The following is a 23058-nucleotide window of genomic DNA, read 5'->3' as shown; positions in this document are numbered from 1 at the left end:
CATAGCCTAATATAGCCTTTCAAGCGTATAACTTCTGAAAATTGCTCAAAATCGACTAATCCGTTTCCAAATCCATTCAATACCATGAGACTACATCTTCCTTCCTCTTTGCTCCGCTACGTGCTTGCGGGCCTGTTCATCTGCACCTTCCCGGCCGCATCCGGTGCGGACTACACGGTGAACAACACCCAGTCCGCCATGCCGGGCAGCAACCTGTACGGCACATTGGAAGAATTGAGGGCGTCCGGTTTGCTGCGTGCCAACGACACGGTTGTCCTGCATAACGACGACTCCACGCTGACAGGAGGCCTGAATCTTCTCATTAACGTTCAGTCCGACAACACGGCGGCAGCGCGCACGCTGGATCTGGCTGGGCTGGGAACAACTCCCATGTTTTTCCTGAAGAAAGGAGACCATGGCGCTGACATGAATTCCATCATCTGGGAGAATGCGGGCAACCGGGTTCTGCGTGTGGAGGGATTCGGCAGCAATGCCACTCTGAATCTTACCGGAGCGGTCACGTTCCGCAACAATACGGGAATCTATGATGATTCCACCGCTCCGGGCGGCGGCGCGATTGCCATTCAGGGTCAAGGTCTCGCTTCAGTCTCGCTGGATGACAATGCCGTTTTCACCGGAAATTACGCATCTTCCGCAAGCGGAGAGGTTAGAGGAGGCGCAGTTCTGGCGTTCTCCAACGACGCCCGGATCACTCTGGGCAACGGCGCCGTTTTCCATGCCAACCATGTTTTGGCGTCAGACAAAGCAGGCGGCGGGGGCGGCGCAATGTTTACCAAGGGCGGTTCCTCCTCCATTGAAATAGGTGATGACGCCACATTCACGGACAACTATGTCCAGGCTGGCAAGTCCAGCTACGGAGGAGCGATAGGCGCCGATAGAAACGCCACCTCCATTACCCTGGGAGACCGCGCGACTTTCAGCGGCAACCATATTTCCACCTCGGCAGACGGAGCAGCCAGTGAAGGGGGGGCGATCAGCACCTACATCACGATTGGAGACGCCTCCGTCACACTGGGAGACAGAGCCGTCTTCACCGGGAATTACATCCTGGCCGCCGGAACGGGAAAAGGGGCCGGCGGGGCGGTTGCGGTGCGGGCAAATGGAGGCCCTGCATCCCTCACCGTTGGGGCGGGTGCAAGCTTCACGGGCAACTATATCTCCGCGTCATCCGGTGACGGAGGTGCCATCTGGATGTCTTCAGGGGGGGCCTGCACTCTGGGAGCCAACGTTTCCTTCACCGGAAATTACATTCAGGCGTCTTCCGGCAGCGGCGGGGCGATTTACCTGAAGAATCAGCAGCTGACCATTCAGGACGGGGCGAATTTCACGAACAATTACGCGCCCACGGCAGGGGGAGCCATCCTGATCAACAATTTCGGCACCAACGCCGCCCAGCAATTCCTGGCGCAGACCCACGACGTTCTTTTCAGCGGCAATATGACAGGGGGAACCTTCACGCGCAACGATAACGGAACGTTTACCGTAGACGGGGGAACAGCCAACGCCATCCATGTTGAAAGGTTAGGCTCTTTGCAGTTGGCGGCCGGAGAAGGACGGAACATCCAGTTTGACGACCCGATCACCTCAGGAACGGACTACGCAATAACGCTCGCGATCAACCGGTATACGGATGACAATGGGACTGATCACGACACCTCCGGCACGGTCGTCTTCAGCGGAACACGCTATCAGGGTACGGACGCCCATCTGGTTGCCAGCCGTTACAACAACTTCCGGGGAAAAACCACTGTATACGGAGGTACGCTGGAACTCAGGGACGGGGTCGTTTTCGGCCGCACGGGGAGCATGACGGACACGGGAACCTCCTTTACGCTTAATGCCGGAGCCACTCTTCGAAGCAAAGGCGCCGTCAGCGAGATCAATGCCGCCTCGATCGTCCTCAACGGCACGGTAGACACCGAAGGCACGCTCCTGCTGAACGGAAACGTCACAGCCTCCGACGCAATGCTCAAAACCGGACAGGGAGCCCTTGACCTGAGGAATACCGGAACCAATCTGTTCACGAACGGAGTTGCGCTCAACGAAGGCAGCATCCTGATTAACGACATGGAACAGATTCGGACCGGCTCAGGCGCGTACATCACAGGTTCCGGCACACTGGACATCCGGTCCGCAGGCACCGTAACCCTCCCGGATTCGCTGGCCGGATTTGGCGGAACCATTGCCCTGACTGATACCCGGCTCCGTCCGGACGCCACAGGACAAACCGTGCTCGGCACCGCAACCCTGCGGCTCGGAAACGGCTCCGAACTCTCCGTCACGGAAAATTTTTCCATCAGCAAGCTGCATCTGGCCGGAGGAACGCTTACCGTCCAGGTGGACGGTGACGCCTCCCGGCTGGAACACCAGCTCTCCGTCTCCGGCAGTCTTGACATCACGTCGGCATCCACGCTGGCCGTCTCCGGTCTGAAAGACAGTCTGGACCACATAGCTCCCCAGCCGGGTTTCCTGGACCGCGATCTTCAGGAATTGGCTCTGGACGGCACCATCAACGCGGACGCCCTGCTGGTGGTACAAGCCGGGAACGTCGCGAATACAACTCTTCTGGACTTGGTGGATGCTGATACGGGCGAGGCCATCACCGGCGGCGAGGAACGCGAAGTTACCTATCAGGATACCGTTACCGCGACCTACAGCTACATTGCCGTAGCCGGCACCAATGAGCACAGCGGCCAGACGGGGATCCACCTCACCTACGGACTCAAGGAATTGAACATCCATGATGGGAAAACCTGGGTTCTGGACGCTCCGGCCGATCCGGACAGCGACCGGACGCTCATCGCCCGGATTACAGGCGGCGGCGCGCTGCAGCTGAATAGTGACGCGGCCGGCATCACCATCACCTCCGCCACGAGCCACACGGGGGGAACCCTCATCAATTCCGGCCTGGTCACTGCCGGAGCGGACAACCTCTTCAGCGCCGGAATCCTGGAGGTCAAGGAAGGTGCAACATTTGACACGGCCGCCACCGCACAAACCAACAGTAAAGGGTTTATTCTGCAAGGCTTGCTCAAGGGCGGCCAGGCATTCTCCAACACGGGCGCCATGTATGTCTTCACCAGCGCGCAGGTGGAATCGGCGCTTGCCAACACCGGAACGCTCCTATTGGCCAATACATCGGGCACAGGGCAGGACTTCCAGCTTTCGGGAGGCCTGAAGGGCGACGGAGGGCATGTAGCCTTTGAAGGAAGCGGCCGTGACACATTGAAGCTCGGCTCCCTCTCCGGATCGCAGGCCTTTACAATGAACATCAACCTGGCCGCCGGAACAAGCGACCGCATCTCCATCGCGGGGGAGGCTTCCGGCACGCACACGGTTCATTTCATCCTGCAAGGCGGCATTCCCTCCTCCCCGTCCTTCATACACGACATGATCACATGGGACAGTCTGGCGGAAGACAGTAATGCGGCAACGCTCTTTACCGGAACGCTTGATGCGGGTTTTTACTCCTACGGCCTTAAACTCAACGCAGCAGGTAATGGATACGACCTGTCGCCGGAGGGCTACAACAACCTGGGCGGCGTACTGCTCAATGTGCTTGGCTGCATGAGTACGGGATGGTTTGAACAGCTTGACACCCTCTCCAAACGCATGGGAGAGCTGCGCATGGGAGCGGACTTTTACAGGCAGCAGGACCAACAGGCCAGGAACGCCGGAGAGGCGCCCAGGGGGCACTACTGGGCGCGCACGGCTTCCGGACGCACGGACACGGACCTGGGCATCGCCGGAGTATGCGGCTTTACGGAATACCAGTATGGGGCAGACAGCGGCGCGGACTGGATTGTTGCATCCGGGAGAAACAGCATGCTGGCTGCCGGTCTCTTCGGAGGATATCGCCGGAGTGACCGCCGCTTCCATGACGGCTGGGGAAGCAAGGGCAGCACGGACAGCGGTTACGGAGGCCTTTACGCCTCATGGCTGCACAGCAGGGGGTGGTTTGCGGACGCGGTTCTCAAGGGAATGAGCTACAATGCCGCATGGAGCGCGGTCCAGCCCGGGGGCACGGAACGTGGCGGCTATGACAACTGGGGATTGGGAATGAGCATGGAAGCCGGGCGGCAGTGGAGCAGCGCCGGAGGATGGTTCCTGGAACCCTCCGTGCAAATCGCATGGCTCCATTCCGGTTCCACGCATATCGTTACGAACCAGGGCCTGGAAGTGGCGGGAAGCGCAGCCGACATCTGGCAATTTGCCGGACGCCTGCGAGCCGGACGCACATGGAGCGTCAACGGAGGCAGGCAGCTGGTGCAGGGCTACGTGAAAATCGGTGTTACGCAGCAGGCAAGCAATGGCGGTGAAGTAAAGGCCGCCGGCAACCAGTGGCGTCCGAATACGGATGGAACCCGCGGCATGGTTGGCTGCGGGGTGGCATGGCAGCTCAGCGCCCGCGATCAGGTGCACCTGGACTACGAATATGTCTACGGAGACAAATACGATCGTCCCTGGACGATCAATTTGGGGTATACGCGGAGCTTTTAGGCACGAAGGAAATCATGTCTCTTCCTCCACCCGGCAAGTTCACTCTTGCCGGGTGTTTTGTTTCTGGCGGTCCTGCCGGAAAGTCTTCTCATGAGGAATAAAAAAGACCGCTTCATGAATGAAGCGGCCCTGAGATTGGAAAAATCAGTATTCGACGCTTAGTGCGCCTTGCAGAATTCTTCAAAGCGGTCCAGCGCTTCCTTCAGAATGTCCAGCGTGGTGCAGTAGCTGATGCGGATGGCCTTGTCATTGCCGAAGGCGATGCCGGGAACGGCCGCCACCTTGTAGCGTTCCAGAAGCTTGTCGCACAGGTTCAGGGAGGTGAGGCCCAGCTTGCTGGTGTCTACGAAGAAGTAGAAGGCTCCCTGCGGTTCCACGACGCTGACGTTCGGGATGGCGTTGAGGCGGGACAGGACATACTGGCGGCGCATGTCGTATTCGTCACGCATGTCGCTGATGAAGCTCTGGTCCCCCGTGAGGGCCTCAATGCCGCCGTACTGCGCGAAGGTGCAGACGTTGGAGGTGGTGTGGTCCTGAATCATCTGGATGGCCTTGGCAATGGGGGCCGGAGCGGCGGAGTAGCCCATGCGCCAGCCGGTCATGGCGTAGCCCTTGGAGAAGCCGTTGATGGTGATGGTCAGGTCGTACAGTTCCGGGCTCAGGGAGGCGATGCTGACGTGCCTGGTGTCTCCGTACACGAGGTGTTCGTAGATTTCGTCAGCCAGGATGAGGATGTCTTCGCTCAGGGCCACTTCTCCCAGGGCGCGCAGTTCTTCTTCTGAATAAACGGCTCCGGTCGGGTTGTTCGGCGTGGTGAGGATCACCATCTTGGTGCGGGGGGTCATGGCTTCCTCAAACTGTTCCGCAGTGAGCTTCCAGCCGTTTTCCGGCGTGGTTTCCACAATGACGGGAATGCCGCCGCACATGCGGACCATTTCCGGATAGCTGACCCAGTACGGGGAGGGGATGATGACTTCGTCCCCCTCGGAGACGGTCGCCATGATGGCGTTGAAGCAGGCGTGCTTGGCGCCGGCGCCCACGGTGATCTGGCTGGGATCATATTCCAGATTGTTTTCCCTCTTGAGCTTGTCGGCAATGGCCTGGCGGAGTGCGGGCAGACCGGCGGAAGGGGTGTACTTGGTAGCTCCGTTATTCAGGGCCGTGATGGCTGCCTGCTTGATGTTGTCAGGAGTGTCCATTTCCGGCTCACCGCCTGCCAAACCGTAAACTTCTTCACCGGCGGCCTTCATAGCCTTGGCCCGGTTGGTCACCTTGAGGGTCAGGGAAGGGGTCAATGCAGCAATGCTGGGGGAAATCATGTCCATTGTTGTGGTGCGATCGTAGAATTTTGATGCCCTGGCGGAAAACAGGCTATTCCCCGCACAGGCGGAAAAACTTTACTCACTGAGCGCACCCCTGGCAAGGAGAATGCTTGTGAAGGCCATTCTTTTTCTTGCGGAGCGCGCGCCTCCCCTCGCGGAAGGGAAGTTTCACTGTCAGCGTTTCATGAATTTGGCCCGTACCGCGTCCAGTTCCGGCGTCTTGAACAGGAAGGCCGCCGCCAGGTAAACGATCCCGGCGCAGCCGCAGACCAGGGAGATGCCCAGGAGCCTGGCCGGGAAGGACCAGTTCAGAAAGTCCTGGAGGAACCACGTTTTACCCGCCCAGCACACGGCTCCCAGCAGGACTCCCGCCGCCAGAATGCGGCCCAGGCCAGAGAACAGCGTCCGTCCGTCCACGCCGCCCAGCTGGCGGCGCAGGTAAAGGAAGTAGAAGAGGAAGTTGAAGGTGGTGACCACGGAGGTGGTCAGCGCCAGCCACGCCGCGTTTTTATGCAGGCCGTAGACAAAGTAGTAGTTGAGGCCGATGCTGATGGCCAGCGCCACGGCGGCGGCGATCAGGGGTACCCAGCGTTTTTCCAGGGCCAGGAAGACGGGCTGGACCACCTTGGTCCCGGCGTAGCCCAGCAGGCCCAGGGAATAGGCGCCCAGCACCTCCCCGGTATAGCGCACCGCCTCCTGGTTGAAGCGGCCCCACTGGTACACGGAGGAGACGAATTCCGTTCCCAGGATGAAAAGGATCAGGAACGCGGGCACCGCAAAAAACGCCACCAGCCGCAGCCCTTTGGCGATGTGGACGGCTACTTCCTTCCTGCCGTCCCCCACCATCATGCGGGAAACCGCGGGGAGGACCACCATGCCCGTCGCCACGCCGAAGAGACCCACGGGAAGCTGCCAGAGGCGGAACGCCGTGGTCAGGGCGGTGACGGAGCCTTTCTGAAGGTCCAGGGCGAAGCCCGTATTGATGAAGATGGTGAACTGCGTGACGCCGGAAGCCAGCACGGAGGGAAGCATCAGCCCCCAGATTTTGCGCACGCGGGGATCGTCCCAATGGAAGTTGGGCTTCCACCGGAAGCCGGTTTTGCGCAGCTTGGGGAGCTGCACGGCAATCTGGGCCGCCCCTCCGATCGTGACGCCGCAGGCAAAGCCGTACAAAGCCCTGGGGCCGAAAGTGGGGTCAATGAAGTATCCGATCAGCAGGCCGAACAGGATGGAGGTGACGTTGAAGGCGGCGGAGGCCAGCATGGGCAGCCCGAAGATCCCCACCATGTTCAGGGCCCCCATGACGAGGGCGGACAGGGAGGCGAAGCCGATGAAAGGCCACATGATGCGGCTCAGGTCCGTGGCGAACAACTGGTCCGTCAGGGAATGGTCCCCGCTGTACAGGGCCTCCATGACGGGGCCGGCAAAAAGAATTCCCAGCGTCACGATGGCGACCATCAGCGTGGAAAGCTGGGTGGCTACCTTGTTGGTCAGCTCCCAGGCGGCCGCGTCGCCTTCCGCCTCCCGTGTTTTGGAGGCTACGCTGGTGTAGGACTGGGAGAGAGCCCCTTCCGCAAACAGGTCCCTCAACAGGTTGGGGATTCGGAAGGCCGTATAAAAGGCATCCAGCACTCCCGTAGCGCCGAACAGGGAAGTGTACACGATTTCCCTGGCCATGCCTGTCAGGCGGCAGGCAAAGATGGCGCCGGAGGCTACCAGGCTGTTCCGCATCAGGGACATGAAAGAGAAGGGCTTACTTGAACAGTTGGCGGCAGTACGGTTCCACGCGCTTCATGGCCGGATTGTCCTTGACGGCCTGGTCGCGGTCGTCCCGGCAGGGGAAGAGATACAGGGCGTAGCCTCCGTAGCCGCCGCCCAGGTATTTTTTGGCAAGGGCGTTCGGGATGTCCGGCAGGGGCTGCATTCCTTCGTCAAGCTGAACGCTGTAGTACAGGGCCACGCCTGCGGCCAGGGTATTGATGTTGCGTTCCAGCACTCCGGTGCGGGCAATGAGGGAGGATTGGGAGATGCGCACGTAATCGCGCTGTTCGTCCGCCATTCTGGGAGTGTCGTGTTCCTCCCCCGTGTACAGAATGGCCATTCTTCCTTCCAGGAAGTCGCCCGTGCCCTTGACGTCCAGCACGGGGGAACTGCCGGAACGCCAGACGCACAGCCCCGTTTCCGCAATGACGGCGGGGTCCTGCCAGCCGACGCCCAGAGCGAGTTCGGAAGCGACCGGGTCGCGTCCTTCCAGCATGGCCCACGCGCCGCTGCCGCCCAGTCCGGACCGCTTTTCATACGGCCATTCGCAGAGGGACACCATGGGGGTGATGGCGCAGTTGACCACATAGGAGCCTTTTCTGGCGTAGCGGGGAACGTCCAGCCATCCTCCGGCAAAGTCCACGCGGAGCGGCACGGTGGACGGGGCCTTGATCCGGTTCACCAGCATGGTGGTGGAAACGGGGGCGAATTTGGGAGGCGTCTTGGGAAGCACCACATAACTCGCGCCCACACGGGAGCACAGCTCCTTCTTGATGCCGCTGTAAAGGTCGTCCTCCGTCACGGCCAGGACGTCGGGCCTTTCCTGAAGAAATTCCTCTTCAAAGTCCAGGCCCTTCTTCATGCCGGTGCCCAGAATGACCTTGTCCACCATGCGCAGGCTTTCCAGCAGCACTTTCTTGTGTTCGTCCGGAATGGACGGTTTGCGCTGCTTGTGGTGCCACAGCACGGGTTCCGAGGCAAAGGAGACGATCAGATAGTCGCCCAGGGCCCGGGCTTCTTCAAAAAACTGGATGTGACCGGCGTGGACGATGTCATAGCAGCCTGAAACGAAAACTTTTTTCATGCGCGTGGTGATAGATAATTAGTCCACGGCAGTATGCCCTATTGCTCCGCCGGATGCAAGAGCCGGGTGGAAGTACGCCAAAAAACGGCACGGACCTTAGAAGGCCCGTGCCGTTGAAGAAAAAGAAAAATCAATGTCTGCCGGAACCGGTCAGGACGCCATGGCTTCCTGGTAGCGGCGTTCCACGTCGTCCCAGTTGATGAGGCGGCAGAAATCTTCAATATAATCCGCCCGGAGGTTCTGGTGCTTCAGGTAATAGGCGTGTTCCCAGACGTCGCAGACGAGGATGGGGACGAGACCGGGAATTTCCAGGTTCTGGTGCTTTTCCGCGCCGCAGATCACCAGCGTCTTGCTCATGGGGTCCACTCCCAGAATGCCCCAGCCGGAACCTTCCACGCCCTGGGAGGCGGCCTTGAATTCCTTCATCATGGCTTCCAGGGAACCGAATTTTTCCTTGATGGCGTCCACCAGGGGGCCCTGCGGTCCCTTCTTGGGGTCGGGCGTCATGTTGGTCCAGTAAATGGTGTGGAGGACGTGGCCGGAAACATTGAAGGACAGGTTGCGCACCCAGTTGGTGGTGGCGGAGGCGTCCAGCTTGCCGTCCGCGATTTCACGGAGCTTTTCAGCCGCGGCGTTGGCGCCGGCGACATAGGCCGCATGGTGCTTGTCGTGGTGGATGCGCACGGTTTTTTCATCCAGCATGGGTTCAAGCGCGTCGTAGGCGTACGGAAGGGGCGGTAACACGTACTTGCCGTCGGCATAGCCGACCGTGGAGGGATCTTGCTTTTTAGTCATCTTGTGCTGTGGTTGTATAGACGGCCCTGTTGCCCGGGCCTGGCTGATTGTTCCCAGCGCCGCCAATGAGGAAAGGGCGATGAAACGCCTTCTGTTCATGTCCGCGCCACGGGAATTCATGGAAGTTTGGACATGGATGGATTTGGAGTTGTTCAAAAAACTTAGAACATCGGGCATTTTTTTCCTTTCCCGCCGGAGGCTGCCGGAAAAAGCTTCCTACCTTCTGGCCGCCGCGGCGGGGCCCTGGGCTCCGTAGGCGCTGACGCCCCTGACGGCGACGGACCCGGCATCCCCCAGGAAGGATTTGGGCAGCGTCACGCGGGTCTGGCTGCCCGGCAGAAGGATGCGCGTGGCCCACTGGCTGCCGTAGCGCGCCTGGACGGCCCATTTCCGGGAGGGATTGCCGGACGGCTGCCAGGAAAGGGTTACGGTGGAACCGTTGTCCGCCACGTAAAAATTCTGCGGCTGGCCCGGCGTTCCGGTTCCGCACCAGGGCATGGCGGGAGGGACGGCCATGGAGGGATACAGCCTGTTCAGGTATTTCTGGATGCCTCCGGCATTCCTCATGATGGATTTGACGCTCCAGAAGCACTGCCCGGGGGCGGTTCTGGCCAGGGAGCGGGAATAATTGACCTGCGCCGCGATTTCAGAGGCGGGGCGTCCCGGATCCTCGCTGCTCATGATGCGCGCCGTGGCGATGCCCGGCCATACCGGGCGGCTGGTGTTCTGGGCGGCCCACCACTGCATCAGGACCGGAAAGCTCTGCTTGGCCGGGCTGCAGCGCCAGTAAAGCTGCGGGGCCAGGTAATCCACCCATCCGCGGGAAAGCCACTTGCGGGCGTCGCAGGCCAGGTGCTCGTAAGCGTCCACTCCCGCTTCAATGCCGCCGGGAACGCCCGGACGCCAGATGCCGAACGGGCTGATGCCCACGCGCACCCAGGGTTTGGAGGATTTGACGGACTTGTACATGTCATGCACGAAGTCGTCAATGCAGGCCCGGCGCTGGGAGGGCGACTTTCCGTCGCTGAAGCTGGCGGGGGACCAGGTGCGGCCGGGCGTGGGGTAGGGGTAGAAATAGTCGTCCAGGTGCACGCCGTCAATATCGTAGCGGCGCACGACGTCCAGGATGACCCTCATCGCGTGGTCACGGGAGGCGGAGGCGCTGGGATTCATCAGCAGAACGGAGCCGTTGCGTTTCATCAGGTCCGGACGGGTGAGGGAAATATGGTTGCGGCCCACGGCGTGCTTTACGTTCGCCTTTGCCCGGAAGGGGTTGAACCAGGCGTGCAGTTCAATGCCGCGGCGGTGGGCCTCCTGAATGGCGAAGGCCAGGGGGTCATACCCCGGATTGACGCCGGGCCCGGAGAGCCACTGGCTCCACGGCTCCAGGGAGGACTGGTACAGGGCGTCCGCGTTCGGGCGCACCTGGAGAAAGACGGCATTCAGCTTCAACTGAGCGCAGGTATTCAGGATCGTCAGCAGCTCCGCACGCTGGGCAGCGCCGGAAAGGCCGGAACGGGAGGGCCAGTCAATGTTATGGACGGTGGAAATCCACGCCGCGCGGAATTCCTGCGGGGCGGCGGGGACGGATTCTCCGGAGGGCTGCCACCCCAGCGCCTGGGAGGCCAGGGCCAGCAGGGAGCAGGAAAGGGCATGGAAAAAGGGAAATCTGGTCATGATGGGATGGTGAGGAATGCTTCTGGGACATTTAACGCCCATTCGGTGAATCTGTCCATGGCGGATGCCGGCGGTTCCGTCATGGAAGGGCGGCGGCCGTGGCATTCAGCGGGGCCGGGACGCCAGGCTGTTGACCAGATGAGCGTTGAATCCGGCCCCGAAACCGTTGTCTATATTGACGACGGACACGCCGTTGGCGCAGGAGTTCATCATGGCGAGCAGCGTAGTTACTCCGCGGAAATTGGCTCCGTAGCCCACGCTGGTGGGTACGGCGATCACGGGGGCTTTTACCAGCCCGGCCAGCACGCTGGGAAGCGCTCCTTCCATGCCTGCCACAGCCACCAGCACGGTGGCCCGGCGGATGGAATCCAGATGGGAAACCAGGCGGTGCAGGCCCGCCACGCCGCAATCCCGGTACCGGAGCACCCGGCTGCCCAGGAATTCCGCCGTCAGGGCGGCTTCCTCCGCTACGGACTGGTCCGAGGTGCCCGCGCTGACGATGCCGACGAAGCCCTCCGTCTGCGGAACGGGGTTCGCCATGATGCGCATGAGGCGCGCTTCCGGGTGCATGTCCGCCTCCGGAAAGGCGCGGTTCAGGTAGTCCAGCGCCTCCACGTTCAGGCGCGTGGCCAGCACGTTCTGTCCGGCGGCAAGCAGGCCGCGGGCTATCTCTTCAATCTGGTCCGGGGTTTTTCCTGCGCCGTAAATCACTTCCGGGCATCCGGTGCGCTCCAGGCGGCCGTAATCAATATCCGTATGGGAAGATGCGGGCGCAGTGGCGGCCCGGATTTTTTCCGCCGCTTCCTCCGTGGAAAGGCGGCCTTCCTCAAGCTGATGCAGGATGGCGGTAATGTCATTCATGATGGTTCGTTCATGCTGCCTCTGGAATATCCTTCCAGGTCCAGGGTGATGTAGCGGAAGCCCAGCTCCCGCAGGCGGTGCGCTATGGGAGCGGCAAGCTCCCCGCTCCGGAACAGTCCGCGTTCCTCCTCCGGCAGTTCAATGCGGGCCAGGTCGTCCCCGTGAACCCGGACGCGGCAGCCTTTCAGCCCCAGGGAGCGCAGGAAGGCCTCCGCCGCATCCACGCGCCGCAGCAGGGATTCCGTCACGGGGCGGTTGTGCTCCAGCCGGGTCAGCAGGCAGGCATAGGCCGGCTTGCCGCTGACGGACTCCGGCAGGCCAAGTCCGCGGGCCACGCTGCGGATGTCCGCCTTGTCCATGGCGGCTTCCAGAAAGGGGCTCAGAATGCCGAGTTCCTGCAAGGCTTTGCGCCCGGGGCGGTAGTCGCCCAGGTCATCCGTGTTGGAGCCGTCTGCCAGCAGGGGAAAGCCCGCTTCCGCGGCTCTGGCAGCCAGGGCGGAAAACAGGGCATGCTTGCACAGGTAGCAGCGCAGTGGCGGATTATCCGCAAGGGAAGGCAGGATGGGGAACGCCAGTGTCTCCTGGCGAATGCCCAGGCGGCGGCACAGCTCCGCGCTGTCCCGCACTTCCTCCTCCATTACATAGGGAGTTTGCGCGGTCAGGGCCAGGCAGTGTTCCGGCCCCAGAACCTTGGCAGCAGCAGCCAGCAGCACGCTGCTGTCCAGCCCGCCGGACAGGGCGACGGCGATGCGCTCCCTGGGGAGCAGGACGGCGCGCAGCCGTTCAAACGGAGTCTGTGGAGGAGGAGTCATGGGAGGGGGTGGGGAAAAGCCCCATCAACTGGCACTGTTCCAGCGGCAGTCCGGTGTTTTCCGCCAGGGTTCTGCAATCTTCAAATTCCGCCTTCCGGTGATGGGGGCGTCCGTTCATGAAAGAGGTTTTTACATGCACCGTTCCGTGGGGAGTGCATACGGAGGCGCTCTCCCGGCGCAGGATGTGGCGGCACGTATCATGCTGGCGTATCCCCGGCGTGCTGCTGTGCAGGAAAAACGCTTCCCTCACGCGGTCCGCCTGTTCCGGCAGGCACAGGGCGCAGACTTTGACCGCCAGGCGCCCCTTCTTCATGCAGATGGACTCCTGCCAGGCGTCCAGCGCGCCGGCCTCCATCAGCTTTTCCGCCAGGTAGGCGGTCTGTTCCGGCGTCATGTCGTCTATATTGGCGCACAGCTCCGTCAGCAATTCCGGGGAACTCTCCTGTTCCTCCGTTTCCACCAGCATCACCCGGAGGATATTAGGCAGGGGGAGCCCCTGGCGGTGGCCGATGCCGTAGCCGGTTCCGGTGATGCGGCCCGCCAGCGGGGCCGGGACAGGCCGCGCCAGGGCGGCAATATAAGCTGCTCCGGTGGGAGTGGTGGCCTCATGGGTGGTTCCGTTCAGGGTGGACTGGAAGCGGCTCGCCAGCAGGGCTGTGGCCGGGGCCGGAACGGGCATCGTTCCGTGCTGGCAGGTCACGGTGCCTGAGCCCAGTTCCACCGGTCCAGTGAAGACGGCGTCCGCCCGGAGCAGCTCCAGGCAGATGGCGGCCCCCGTGATGTCAATGATGGAGTCCACCGCTCCCACTTCATGGAAATGGACTTCCTCCGGCGTGGTGCCGTGCACCTGGGCCTCCGCCTCCGCCAGCAGGGAGAAAATGGAAAGGGCCGTCCGCTTTACGGCGTCTGAAAGGCCGCTTGCCCCAATAAGCCTGCGGATATCCGCCATGGTCCGGTGATGGTGTGCATGGCCGTGGCCGGAATGGCCTTCTTCCACCGTCAGTACGTCAATCCGCGTTCCCTGGATGCCGGACTGCTGCGCACGGCGGCATTCCAGTTTCCATTCCCCGTGCACGTGCAATTTGGACAGCTCCCGTTCCAGGCTTTCCCTGTCCACGCCCAAATCAATCAGGGCGGCCAGATTCATGTCTCCGCTGATGCCCGCGCTGCAATCATAGACCAAGGCTCTCATGATAGGCCAGTGTAGAAGGAAAACATCCCGGCTCAAGGTCAAAGTGAGCCTTATCTCCGCAGGGTTCCCGGCGTCCGGCAGCGCGGGTTTGGCTCATTGCCGCCCGGCCATGCAAAGATGGCCTGTGAAATACATTGCTAGAGAACTTCAAATATGCCACAATTCCTGCGGCGCTGACCAGCGCCGGCCCTCGTCCATATCATGTCCATCCCGTTCTTTTCGAAATTACGATCCCAGAAGCACTATCTTCAACTGGTCAAGCCGGAATTGAAGCAAGTTTCTGAGTTTGTGGAAGCCCAGGCATCCTGTTTTGACCCGGAAGTCACCGACTACATGGAAACAGTGTGCCAGTCCAAGGGGAAAATGCTCCGGCCGGCCCTGGTTCTGCTGGTAGCCGGCGCCACGGGCGGCATCAAGGAAGCCCACATCCGGCTGGGAGCCCTGCTGGAAATGGTGCATCTGGCCTCCCTCGTGCATGATGACGTGATTGACGAGGCCGACAAGCGCCGTGACGAGGCCACCGCGAACGCCCTGTGGGGCAACAGCCTGGCCGTACTGCTGGGGGATGTTCTCTTTTCCCATGCCATGGTGCTTGGTACCGAGTTCGGCAGCACGGAATTCTGCCGCAGGCTGGCGAACACCGTCAGGGACGTATGCCAGGGGGAAGTGGCCCAGTCCAGCCGCCTGTATGACCTGAGCATGACCCGCGAGGAATACTTTGAAATCATCCGGAAAAAAACCGCCTCCCTGTTCTCCGCCGCTACGGGCGGCGCGGCGTGGATCTCCGGAGTGGCCCCGGAAGTGGAGGAATCCCTTTACCAGCTGGGAGACCTGCTGGGGGTGGCCTACCAGATTTACGACGACTGCCTGGACATGGTGGGCGATGAAGACGATGCCGGCAAAACGCTCCACACGGACGCCACCAAGGGCAAGCTGACCCTCCCCATCTTCAACTTGCTGGAATGCGGGGACAGGAACGTGGAAGCCACGCTCAGGGACGCCATTGAAAACCGTGAAGTGGTGGATTACTCCGCCTTTCAGGACAACCCCGTTTTTGCGGAGGCCCTGGACAAGTCGATCCAGGTGGCTCTGGAGAAAAACGAGGCTGCCCGTGAAATCCTGTGGCTCCTTCCCCAGACGGAATACCGTGAGGCCCTGGCGGAAATGACCTTCTACATGGACGAGTTGCTCAACGACTGCCGTATCTCCTGAGCTTCATTCACATCCTTAAAAAGGGAGGACGGTTTCCGGAAATGGACTTCGGCAACTTGTCTGGAATCCAGAACGCTGTTCACGAAGGCAGGCTCCGTGGCATTTTTTTAAACCGGGACCGTTTCCCAGGGCTCCTTCCTCATGAAACGGTCCCTCTATCCGGGCCTGCGTGCCTCCCTGCTTCACTGGACGGAAAATCCGTTTCCATGGGCTGGCTTTTTTAGAGCGGGAGACCGATGAAGATGCCTTGCAGGTCAGCAGGCGCAGCCTCTCCGGCGGCCTGGCGAAGCTTGTGCGGGCAGGATGGTGATGATTTGGTTCTGCAGCAACTGCACTTTGGAGGCGCGCTGTGCTGTGATGTTATTGGTTTGCTGGAGGGGATAACACCCTTGATTGCTGTTACCGAGCTCATCTATATCAAATAACCGGTTTTCTCCCCAGTGCTTGGCGAGCAGTTTGGAGTTATCCGTTGTTGCATATCCGGCAATAACGCACCAATGTGCATGCGGAAGGTCCGTCCACTGGACGCCAGTCCGGGGGAAACCGTGTTTTTCGTTTTGCTTATCATTGATAACTTGAAAAGGAACGAGGGCATACCCTCCCTGATCAATGGTGTCCCGGATGGTTTGTTCATGAAATAACTGGCAGGCGGCGGAGCAGCTTCCGTTGGCTCTCGCATGGATGAAACGGGCAAAATCGTGGGGATGGAAAACTTCCCCTACCTCGCTTAAACAGCCCTCTGCACGATTGGTGAGGGGATATTGAACGGCCAATTTTAAAAGCTCCATATTCGTCCATGCGGCATCAGGATTGAAGCAATTGAGGACATAGGAGGCTGCGTAAAAGCCGCAGGAGGGGTGGGACGTCTGTCGGTCCATCTCCTCCCGATAGGTATTGGGAACGGTACACATGACGTAGCCTGCGTAATGGGCTGAGGAGAAGGCGAGTATATTTTGGTTCCGTGTCATCTTGATTACCGGGGTTCATGGAGCCGGTGAATGAAGATATACGGCTGGAGGAAAATTCCGGAAAGGCTGGCTTGGCGGGAGGAGGCATCCGGTTTTTAAAAGGCGCCTAAACCATGTTGGAAAAGGGCGCCGTATTCAGGATTCGGGGTGTAGCGTTGGCTCGTTTGGAACTATACGGATGGGAACAGGTAGATAGCAAATGGAGAGGGGCAACGCGTTTTTTGGCGGCGGCAGGGAGCATCCGGAATGGTTTTATCTTTTTCCTCAGGCGTCAGCCGGGCCTGCGAGCATGCGCGGAGGCGGGACGGCTTGCAGACAGCCAGCTTCCATGCTAAAAGGCAGGGAAGGAAAGTAGAATAATTCGGCGGGTATGGAAGGAAAGTTTTCTCCTGCGTTCTGCTTCCCGGAAAACGGTGATTCCGGAACATTGAAGCAAACACGGAGCGGCAACTCCCATCAACATGATATGACTGAAAACGAGACCTTTGAGAAAGTGGATTTCCATGAAATGGAGCTGGATGATGAATACTATGATTGCGTATTCGTCGCGTGTGATTTTTCAAAGCTGGTCATCCGGAATACCGATTTTGAGAAGTGCGAGTTCAGGGCGTGCAATTTCACGCTGGCCAGCTTCAAGGGAGCCCTCCGGGATGTTGCCTTTGCCGACTGCAAGATGACTGGCGCAGACTTTACGGACATCGACAGGTTTTCGGACGGCCTGGTCTTTGAAAACTCGCATCTTGATTATGCCAGCTTTGTAGAAGCCAGGTTGCGGAAAACCGTTTTTCGCGGCTGCAAGATGTATGAGGGGTACTTCAATGACGCCGACATGGCGGAATCCGTTTTTGACCGCTGTGACCTGGAACGGGTTTCTTTCGTCGGAACCAATTTGGAGAAAGCCGATTTTTCAACCTCTTTCAACTTTTCGATCAATCCCGCCATGTGCAAGCTGAAAAAGGCGGTCTTTTCCCGGCATGGGCTGGAAGGGCTGCTCGCCCATCTGGACATTGACATCAGGGGATAGGAGCGCGGCCACGGTTTAACTGGAATACGGAATAGGCCGTTATAGCGGGTAAAACAAGAATGCGGGCATTCCCGTTTCAGGAATGCCCGCACCGTTTCAACGCAGGTTAGAATTTGGAATTCCGCTTCTTCACTTCCTCTACGAGTTTGGAAAGGGATTTTCCCTTTTTGCGCTTATCATGTTCCGAAGCGGAAAAGTATTCCGCTTCCCGCCGGAGCTTCAGATAGCTTTCATAAACCTCGCGGTCCAGCAGGCCGGTGTTCACTGCTTCCAGGACGGCGCATCCGGGCTCATGGATATGCCCGCAATTCTTGAAACGGCATGCCGCCGCGAAGTCGGAAATATCCAGCGCTTCTGCAAGGGAACCGGGCTGGCCGATCGCCAGGCCGAATTCCCGGACGCCCGGAGTGTCTATTAAAACGCCCGAACCGTCCATCAATACCATTTCCCGGCGGGTGGACGTGTGCCGTCCTTTGCCCGTGGAGGAGCTTATATGGGAGGTGGACAGGACCGGTTTTCCGCACAGCGCATTCACCAGGGAACTTTTCCCGACGCCTGAGGAACCGACAAACACCACTGTTTCCCCTTCCGGAATGGACTCCCGCAGCCGTAGAATCGACTGGGGTTCATGAATGCTTGTAAAAAATACAGGCATCCGGCGCTCCAGGTGTTTGACCTGTTCTTCAATGCCCTGCCTGTCAAACCCTAGATCGGCCTTGTTCAGCACCAGTACGGGTTTGATTCCCTCTTCCAATATCTGAACCATGAAACGCTCGGCTCTGCGGATATTGAAATTATCATCCAGGCTCTGGACAATGAATGCCTTGTCCACGTAAGAGGCGATGGCCTGCCTGTCGGAAACCGTTCCGCTTTTCTTGCGGTACAGGGTCCGTTCATGGGGCAGCACATCGACGATGATTCCTTTCGTTTCATCAAAGGGCTGGAAAATCACCCAGTCGCCCGTGCAGGGCAGTTCAAAGGCTGGTTTTTCATACATCATGTTTCCCCTTAATTCGCACTGGAACACTCCGTTCTCCGCCACGATCTCATAACACGTCCTGTGCACGATGGCGATGCGGCCATGGGGCAGGGCGCTGTACGTAGATTCCCGTTTGAGCCGGCTTAACTTCTCATTCCAGCCGTAAGCATTTAAATGAATCATTGTTCCGTCTTTTTTGCGATGTAAAACACGTAGCCGTAGAATTCCTTGTACCTGCGGTATAATTCCTCTTCATGGCGCAGGGATGCGACTAATTCCGCGGCGGCTTCATTTCCCGGATATTGATGAAGGAACATTTCCTGCACGGGAACCTGCGGAGCGTAATAATGCTCCGTCCAGCAGCTTTCCGGCAGAATGAAGGAAGCGACAGGCACGTACCCGGCCCTCTGTATCTGGGCTATCTTGTTGGGTATGGTGTCTATCTCCGGATACATGTCCATCCAGAAGCGGTGAATCTCTTCCGGACGTTCCGCGGTAAACCACGAGCTTTCGGAAATGGCCAGGTAGCCTCCCGGTTTCAGGAACTTGCGCCATTCGTTCAGCCCCCGTTCAAAGCCGATATTGTAAATGGCCCCTTCCGACCAGATCAGGTCCAGTTCTTCTTCTGCAAAAGGGAGCTTGTCCATGGAACCGACGATGCCTTCTACCCTGTCCTGCAAGCCTGACTGTGTTGCCTGGCGGTTGAAGATGCGGATGAAATCCGGGAACAGGTCAAGCCCCGTAACGCTTCCCTGAACATGTGCGGCAAGCGTCCTGGTCTGTCCGCCCGTGCCGCAGCCGAGGTCGGCGATGCGGGATTGTCCGGTCAGATTGTCAATGAAGCCGAGGGCCTTGAGGGTAGCCTCCGGGCTGCCGGGGCCCTGCCGTTCCAGGCGCGAGAAATATTCGCAGATGAAATTGAAATCGAATTCGTGAATTGTTTTGTTTTTATTACTCATTAATTTAGTAAATGTTGTATGCCATGAGGGCACGGCACAGCGGCGCCGTCATCGTGGCAGATAGATTAACGTTGAAATTCCAATAATACGGAACTTCCTCCCGGAAGGGATAATCCGGGAGCAAACAAAAGGGGACAACCGCTACGGAAAGTACCGGTTGTTTACAAGGCCGAGGCCGATTTAAATGAAGTATTAAACATGAAGCAAAGATATATCGTCTTGTGCCGGACTGGAAATGCGCTGCCGATAAGATTGTTTCAGAAGCAACTTTTCCGGTGCGGCGGGGAACAGGGGTAAATCCCCGTTCGCCTCATATCTTCTCTGTAATTTGTATTTCCAATACTTTCCCGAAAGTATGCCCGCGGACAGGATGTGCGGGCCGTGCCGGAATTTCGCACGGTCCGGCTGTCTTTTTCAAGACATTATTATGTCTGCTGTTCTCCGGAGCCGGAAAAAACGTCATTCCCGCGCGTCGGGGATGCTTCCTCTACTCCGTCTTTCCGTACCTGCGCGCCCGGAAGGAATAGGCTACCGCCACCACGGCGGCGAGTATGGCGTACAGGATGAAGCGGTCTGTGGAGATGGCGTTGGCGGATTCTCCGTTGGACAGGAAAAAGGTGATGGCGGCCACCAGCATGTTGCCTGCAAAGATGGTGAGGTTCCAGAAGCTGGTGATGACGCTTTTCAAATGCAGCGGAGCCTGCGTGTAGGCGAATTCGAGGCCGGTGGTGCTGAGCAGGATCTCGGAAATGGTGAGCACGCAGTAGGGGATCAATTGCCACGCGATGGACATGGAGGCGCCTCCCTCCAGCCTGTATTGCAGGAAAGCGACAATCAGGAACGTCACGGAGCTCAGGGCCAGCCCCGTTCCAAGGCGCACCAGGGGCCGCGCCAGCGTCACCACCTTCGGATAGACGAATACGGTGATCAGTGGAATGAACACCATCACGAAAATGGGATTGGCCGCCTGGATTTGCGCCGGCCCGATGGACCAGTCTCCGCCGCCCGGGAGCGGGATGGAAAGGGGAATCATCCTGCTGCCCTGGGCCACCCAGGAGGAGGCCGTCTGTTCAAAGATGGACCAGAAGGGAATGATGAAGACAAAGATGGAGAGGATTTTCAGGATGTGCCGGGCGTCCTCCACGGCGGAAGCTCCGCAGCGTTGCTCCGCATTCTTCCAGCCCCCGTGGAACAGGACGATGAAGAGCACTTTCCAGAAGCCGGCGCGGCCGTTGTTGCGTTCAGGCGGCGTTCTGTGGTACTTCTTGCGGCCCAGCCAGAAGACGAAGGTGGCGATGCCCATGAAAATGCCCGGAACGGCAAACGCCCAACTGTACCCGTAATGCTGTTCCATGGCCGGAATGACCAGGAAGGAGAAGAAGGAGCCCAGGTTGATAGCCCAGTAAAAGGCATTGAAGGCCTTGGTCATCAACTGCGGGGATTTGTCCGGAATCTGGTCCCCCATGAAGGCGGAGACGCAGGGCTTGATGCCTCCCGCGCCCAGCGCGATGATGAACAGGCCCGTCATCAGGATGTAACGGCGCGCTTCAATGGTATGGAAGAGGTCCGCCGTGGCCAGGACTCCGTGCCCTACGCAGTAAAGCAGGGAAATGTAAAGAATGGTCTTGTACCGGCCCCAGACCTTGTCCGCCAGCCATGCGCCCGCCAGGGGAAGCAGGTAAACCATTCCCGCGAAGACGTGAAGGGTGGCGGTGGCCCAGTTTTCGCTCATCAGCAGGTGGCCCGTCATGTACAGCATGAGGATGGACTTCATGCCGTAGAAGCTGAAGCGTTCGCAGGCTTCCGTTCCGATGATGTACCTGGACTGGGCGGGGAGGGCGCTCATGGATGATGAAGGGGGAAGGGGGGCAGGGATGGCGGAACAAGGGCAATAAAAATGATGGCCCCGGTGCGGGGGCCATCATAGGAAGGCATTTTGGCGGCATTCCGCCCCTGTGCGGCGGGACACGGGGGTAATGACGGCTGCCATGGAAAGGAAGGGTGTTAGCGTTCCTGGTTCAGGATGGGGGCGATCTCCACCTTGTACTGGGCGATGCACGCTTTCAGCCAGTCCAGCATGATCATGGATTTGGCCTGGGCGGTCAGGGCCGGGGCAATCTGCTGGGTGGCCTTGATCTGGAACTCCGGCGTATCCTCCAGTTCGCGCTTGACGAGCTGGGTCAGCAGGATGCCGTCCCCCGTGTTGATGGGCTGGGCCATCCGGCCGGGGTTAATGACGGAAACCGCCTGGAACACTTCTTCAGGGACCGGGAGTTCCTTGGGCGGAGCCAGGCGGGAATTCATGGCGCGGTCCAGAAGGGCCTGGAGTTCTTCCTGGCTTCTGGCGTTTTGGAGGTTGACGCTGCTCAGGAGGGCGTTCGGATTGATGAAGGGACCGTAGGCGGCGGTCTTGGCTCCGGCCTTCCCGGCGATGGCGTTGAACTGTTCCACGGGCTTTTCAGCCTTCTGCAATTCCGTGTTGAGTTCGGCGGCGGCCTTGTTCATGGATTCCACGGTCATGCTTTCCAGCAGGTCGGCGCGGGCGCTGTTGCGGGCGGTTTCATAAGGCAGCGCCTTTACCGGGGTAACGCCTTCCAGGCGGACCAGGACGACCTGTCCGTTTTCCAGCACCTGCATGGTGCTGATCTGTTCGGCTCCGGTCTTGGCGCGCGCTTCTTCAATGGCCTTGGCGTCCGCATCCGCATTCAGGGCGGGGGCTCCCGTCAGGGAGAAGGCCACGTCCAGCAGGGTGGCGCTGCGTCCGTCGGAGGCGGACTGGTTGATCGGCTGGTTGATTTCCTGGGGCGCATTCTTGCGCGTCACGGCCGTGTAGGACTTCTTCTCCATCTTGCAGACGTCGGGAGTCTTGGCCAGGGCTTCACTGATGGCCTGGTCCATGTTCCTGCCGTTGGTGGCGTTCAGCGGTTCCCAGATGTCATTTTCCACCAGGTTCATGGTTTCCATGGTGGCGTTGGAAATATCGCCGGGCTTGGGAGCCTGGGCATCGCCCGCGGGGGTGAAGGTGTACACGGTGAAGAAGCGGGCTTCCTCGTTCTTGTAATTTTCCTTGTGCTTGTCCCAGAAGGTTTTGATTTCCTCTTCTCCCGGGTCCGTCTTGGGACGGAAGGCGCTCTTTTCCAGGAAGGCGGTGTTGATCGTGATCTGCTGGCTGTTGGACTCCGCCACGGCTTCGGCAAAGCCGGATTCCACGGAAATGCCGCCGGTCAGCACATCCTTGATGCGCACCAGGCTGATGGTGTCTTCCATCAGGCCGCGCAGCAGTTCCTCCTGAAGCTTCTTGCCCATGTTGCCGCGCATGGAAATGAAATTGTCGTACTTCCGGGGGTCGAAGACGCCCTTCTCATCCTGGAATTCGGGAATGTTGCAGATGGCGTCGTCAATCTCCGTAGTATTGGGCGTCAGGCCCAGCCGGCTCGCCTCCCTGCGGATGATGCCGCGGTAGGCCAGGAAAGCGGCGTTGGGATTATTCGTTTTCAGCAGGTGGCAAAGTTCCCGCAGGCTTTCTTCCGAGCTGAAATTGTCCTGGAGCAGCGGGCCGAAGGTGGAAGGGAAGGAGAAAGCCACGGACAGGCCGGTTCTGCCCATGCTGTTGTAATCCTTTTCTCCGTAAGACTTGCCGTCCACGGAAACGAAGGTTTGCTTGAACATGCCGGTCAGGGAGCCGCCGCTTACGTCCCCGCCGATGAACATGAGGCCCACAAACACCAGGGCCATGGCTGCCATGATGACGATTGTATGTTTACGTAAGTAATCTAACATGGAATGTTAAGTTGAAGATGCGCGTGTGGCCGGTCCCGGACTGACGGCAGCCTGGACAGCCCGGACCTTTTACACCTTTTCCCGCCGCTAGGCAAGAACGAAGCTTTCCGC

The 23058-nt window shown here is 59.4% G+C and carries 16 protein-coding genes; 3 read left to right on the top strand and 13 right to left on the bottom strand.

Translation table 11 applies throughout. The annotated features are described in order from the left end of the window. Positions 1–84: 84 nt before the first annotated feature. Positions 85–4521 (top strand): autotransporter outer membrane beta-barrel domain-containing protein, encoded by a 4437-nt coding sequence (locus tag HJW02_RS01110; RefSeq protein ID WP_102722537.1) that lies wholly within the window; start codon positions 85–87, stop codon positions 4519–4521. Positions 4522–4679: 158 nt separating this feature from the next. On the opposite strand, the gene HJW02_RS01105 is transcribed toward HJW02_RS01110, so the two are convergent. The 8 genes from HJW02_RS01105 to larC all read right to left on the bottom strand — a co-directional run bounded on the left by HJW02_RS01105 (position 4680) and on the right by larC (position 14025). Then, complete coding sequence (locus HJW02_RS01105; RefSeq protein WP_102722538.1) at positions 4680–5846, bottom strand: pyridoxal phosphate-dependent aminotransferase; 1167 nt, start codon at positions 5844–5846, stop codon at positions 4680–4682. A gap of 171 nt (positions 5847–6017) precedes the next feature. Next, entirely contained in the window at positions 6018–7583 is a 1566-nt protein-coding gene (gene murJ / locus HJW02_RS01100; RefSeq protein ID WP_102722539.1) for a murein biosynthesis integral membrane protein MurJ, read from the bottom strand. Between the two features lie 13 nt (positions 7584–7596). Continuing rightward, positions 7597–8688, bottom strand: a complete 1092-nt coding sequence (locus tag HJW02_RS01095; RefSeq protein WP_022396645.1) for an adenylyltransferase/cytidyltransferase family protein — start codon at positions 8686–8688, stop codon at positions 7597–7599. Positions 8689–8838: 150 nt separating this feature from the next. Further along, complete coding sequence (locus tag HJW02_RS01090) at positions 8839–9483, bottom strand: superoxide dismutase (protein ID WP_102722540.1); 645 nt, start codon at positions 9481–9483, stop codon at positions 8839–8841. Between the two features lie 216 nt (positions 9484–9699). Continuing rightward, on the bottom strand, positions 9700–11160 hold the full coding sequence (locus HJW02_RS01085; protein ID WP_102722550.1) for a family 10 glycosylhydrolase: 1461 nt from the start codon (positions 11158–11160) through the stop codon (positions 9700–9702). Between the two features lie 105 nt (positions 11161–11265). Continuing rightward, positions 11266–12021: a nickel pincer cofactor biosynthesis protein LarB gene (gene larB, locus HJW02_RS01080; protein ID WP_022396648.1), complete on the bottom strand. Its 756-nt coding sequence runs from the start codon at positions 12019–12021 to the stop codon at positions 11266–11268. After that, on the bottom strand, positions 12018–12833 hold the full coding sequence (gene larE, locus HJW02_RS01075) for an ATP-dependent sacrificial sulfur transferase LarE (protein WP_022396649.1): 816 nt from the start codon (positions 12831–12833) through the stop codon (positions 12018–12020). Before larE ends, larB begins: the two co-directional genes overlap by 4 nt. Beyond that, positions 12805–14025, bottom strand: coding sequence for a nickel pincer cofactor biosynthesis protein LarC (larC, locus tag HJW02_RS01070; RefSeq protein WP_022396650.1), 1221 nt, complete (start codon positions 14023–14025; stop codon positions 12805–12807). The genes larE and larC overlap by 29 nt, the downstream gene beginning before the upstream one ends. Before the next feature lie 201 nt (positions 14026–14226). Here larC and HJW02_RS01065 point away from each other — a divergent pair, with 201 nt between their 5' ends. Beyond that, positions 14227–15237 carry a polyprenyl synthetase family protein gene (locus HJW02_RS01065; RefSeq protein WP_102722541.1) on the top strand — a complete coding sequence of 337 codons (1011 nt, stop codon included), beginning with the start codon at positions 14227–14229 and terminating at the stop codon, positions 15235–15237. A gap of 254 nt (positions 15238–15491) precedes the next feature. On the opposite strand, the gene HJW02_RS01060 is transcribed toward HJW02_RS01065, so the two are convergent. Next, complete coding sequence (locus HJW02_RS01060; protein ID WP_022396652.1) at positions 15492–16148, bottom strand: hypothetical protein; 657 nt, start codon at positions 16146–16148, stop codon at positions 15492–15494. A gap of 523 nt (positions 16149–16671) precedes the next feature. Between HJW02_RS01060 and HJW02_RS01055 the strand changes: the two genes are divergently transcribed. Beyond that, the gene (locus HJW02_RS01055) at positions 16672–17229 is read left to right on the top strand and encodes a pentapeptide repeat-containing protein (RefSeq protein ID WP_022396653.1); all 558 of its coding nucleotides are present in this window, start codon (positions 16672–16674) and stop codon (positions 17227–17229) included. Between the two features lie 106 nt (positions 17230–17335). On the opposite strand, the gene rsgA is transcribed toward HJW02_RS01055, so the two are convergent. From rsgA to HJW02_RS01035, 4 genes are all read right to left on the bottom strand, one after another. Further along, the gene (rsgA, locus tag HJW02_RS01050) at positions 17336–18391 is read right to left on the bottom strand and encodes a ribosome small subunit-dependent GTPase A (RefSeq protein WP_022396654.1); all 1056 of its coding nucleotides are present in this window, start codon (positions 18389–18391) and stop codon (positions 17336–17338) included. Further along, positions 18388–19167 (bottom strand): class I SAM-dependent methyltransferase, encoded by a 780-nt coding sequence (locus HJW02_RS01045; protein ID WP_022396655.1) that lies wholly within the window; start codon positions 19165–19167, stop codon positions 18388–18390. The genes rsgA and HJW02_RS01045 overlap by 4 nt, the downstream gene beginning before the upstream one ends. A 487-nt stretch (positions 19168–19654) precedes the next feature. Beyond that, the gene (locus tag HJW02_RS01040; protein WP_102722543.1) at positions 19655–21013 is read right to left on the bottom strand and encodes an MFS transporter; all 1359 of its coding nucleotides are present in this window, start codon (positions 21011–21013) and stop codon (positions 19655–19657) included. 158 nt (positions 21014–21171) lie between these two features. Then, on the bottom strand, positions 21172–22947 hold the full coding sequence (locus HJW02_RS01035) for a peptidylprolyl isomerase (RefSeq protein WP_102722544.1): 1776 nt from the start codon (positions 22945–22947) through the stop codon (positions 21172–21174). Between the last annotated feature and the right edge of the window lie 111 nt (positions 22948–23058).

The sequence above is a fragment of the Akkermansia sp. GGCC_0220 genome (assembly GCF_017566105.1).
GTDB classification, from domain to species: Bacteria; Verrucomicrobiota; Verrucomicrobiia; order Verrucomicrobiales; family Akkermansiaceae; genus Akkermansia; species Akkermansia massiliensis.
Note: the sequence above shows the minus strand (reverse complement) of the source record. Positions and strands in the feature narration are given on the sequence as shown.

What these genes read in the sequence shown, in the direction of transcription:
- HJW02_RS01110 (WP_102722537.1), top strand. Translation starts at nt 85, where the DNA reads ATGAGACTACATCTTCCTTCCTCTTTGCTCCGCTACGTGCTTGCGGGC.
- HJW02_RS01105 (WP_102722538.1), bottom strand. Translation starts at nt 5,846, where the DNA reads ATGGACATGATTTCCCCCAGCATTGCTGCATTGACCCCTTCCCTGACC.
- murJ (WP_102722539.1), bottom strand. Translation starts at nt 7,583, where the DNA reads ATGTCCCTGATGCGGAACAGCCTGGTAGCCTCCGGCGCCATCTTTGCC.
- HJW02_RS01095 (WP_022396645.1), bottom strand. Translation starts at nt 8,688, where the DNA reads ATGAAAAAAGTTTTCGTTTCAGGCTGCTATGACATCGTCCACGCCGGT.
- HJW02_RS01090 (WP_102722540.1), bottom strand. Translation starts at nt 9,483, where the DNA reads ATGACTAAAAAGCAAGATCCCTCCACGGTCGGCTATGCCGACGGCAAG.
- HJW02_RS01085 (WP_102722550.1), bottom strand. Translation starts at nt 11,160, where the DNA reads ATGACCAGATTTCCCTTTTTCCATGCCCTTTCCTGCTCCCTGCTGGCC.
- larB (WP_022396648.1), bottom strand. Translation starts at nt 12,021, where the DNA reads ATGAATGACATTACCGCCATCCTGCATCAGCTTGAGGAAGGCCGCCTT.
- larE (WP_022396649.1), bottom strand. Translation starts at nt 12,833, where the DNA reads ATGACTCCTCCTCCACAGACTCCGTTTGAACGGCTGCGCGCCGTCCTG.
- larC (WP_022396650.1), bottom strand. Translation starts at nt 14,025, where the DNA reads ATGAGAGCCTTGGTCTATGATTGCAGCGCGGGCATCAGCGGAGACATG.
- HJW02_RS01065 (WP_102722541.1), top strand. Translation starts at nt 14,227, where the DNA reads ATGTCCATCCCGTTCTTTTCGAAATTACGATCCCAGAAGCACTATCTT.
- HJW02_RS01060 (WP_022396652.1), bottom strand. Translation starts at nt 16,148, where the DNA reads ATGTGTACCGTTCCCAATACCTATCGGGAGGAGATGGACCGACAGACG.
- HJW02_RS01055 (WP_022396653.1), top strand. Translation starts at nt 16,672, where the DNA reads ATGACTGAAAACGAGACCTTTGAGAAAGTGGATTTCCATGAAATGGAG.
- rsgA (WP_022396654.1), bottom strand. Translation starts at nt 18,391, where the DNA reads ATGATTCATTTAAATGCTTACGGCTGGAATGAGAAGTTAAGCCGGCTC.
- HJW02_RS01045 (WP_022396655.1), bottom strand. Translation starts at nt 19,167, where the DNA reads ATGAGTAATAAAAACAAAACAATTCACGAATTCGATTTCAATTTCATC.
- HJW02_RS01040 (WP_102722543.1), bottom strand. Translation starts at nt 21,013, where the DNA reads ATGAGCGCCCTCCCCGCCCAGTCCAGGTACATCATCGGAACGGAAGCC.
- HJW02_RS01035 (WP_102722544.1), bottom strand. Translation starts at nt 22,947, where the DNA reads ATGTTAGATTACTTACGTAAACATACAATCGTCATCATGGCAGCCATG.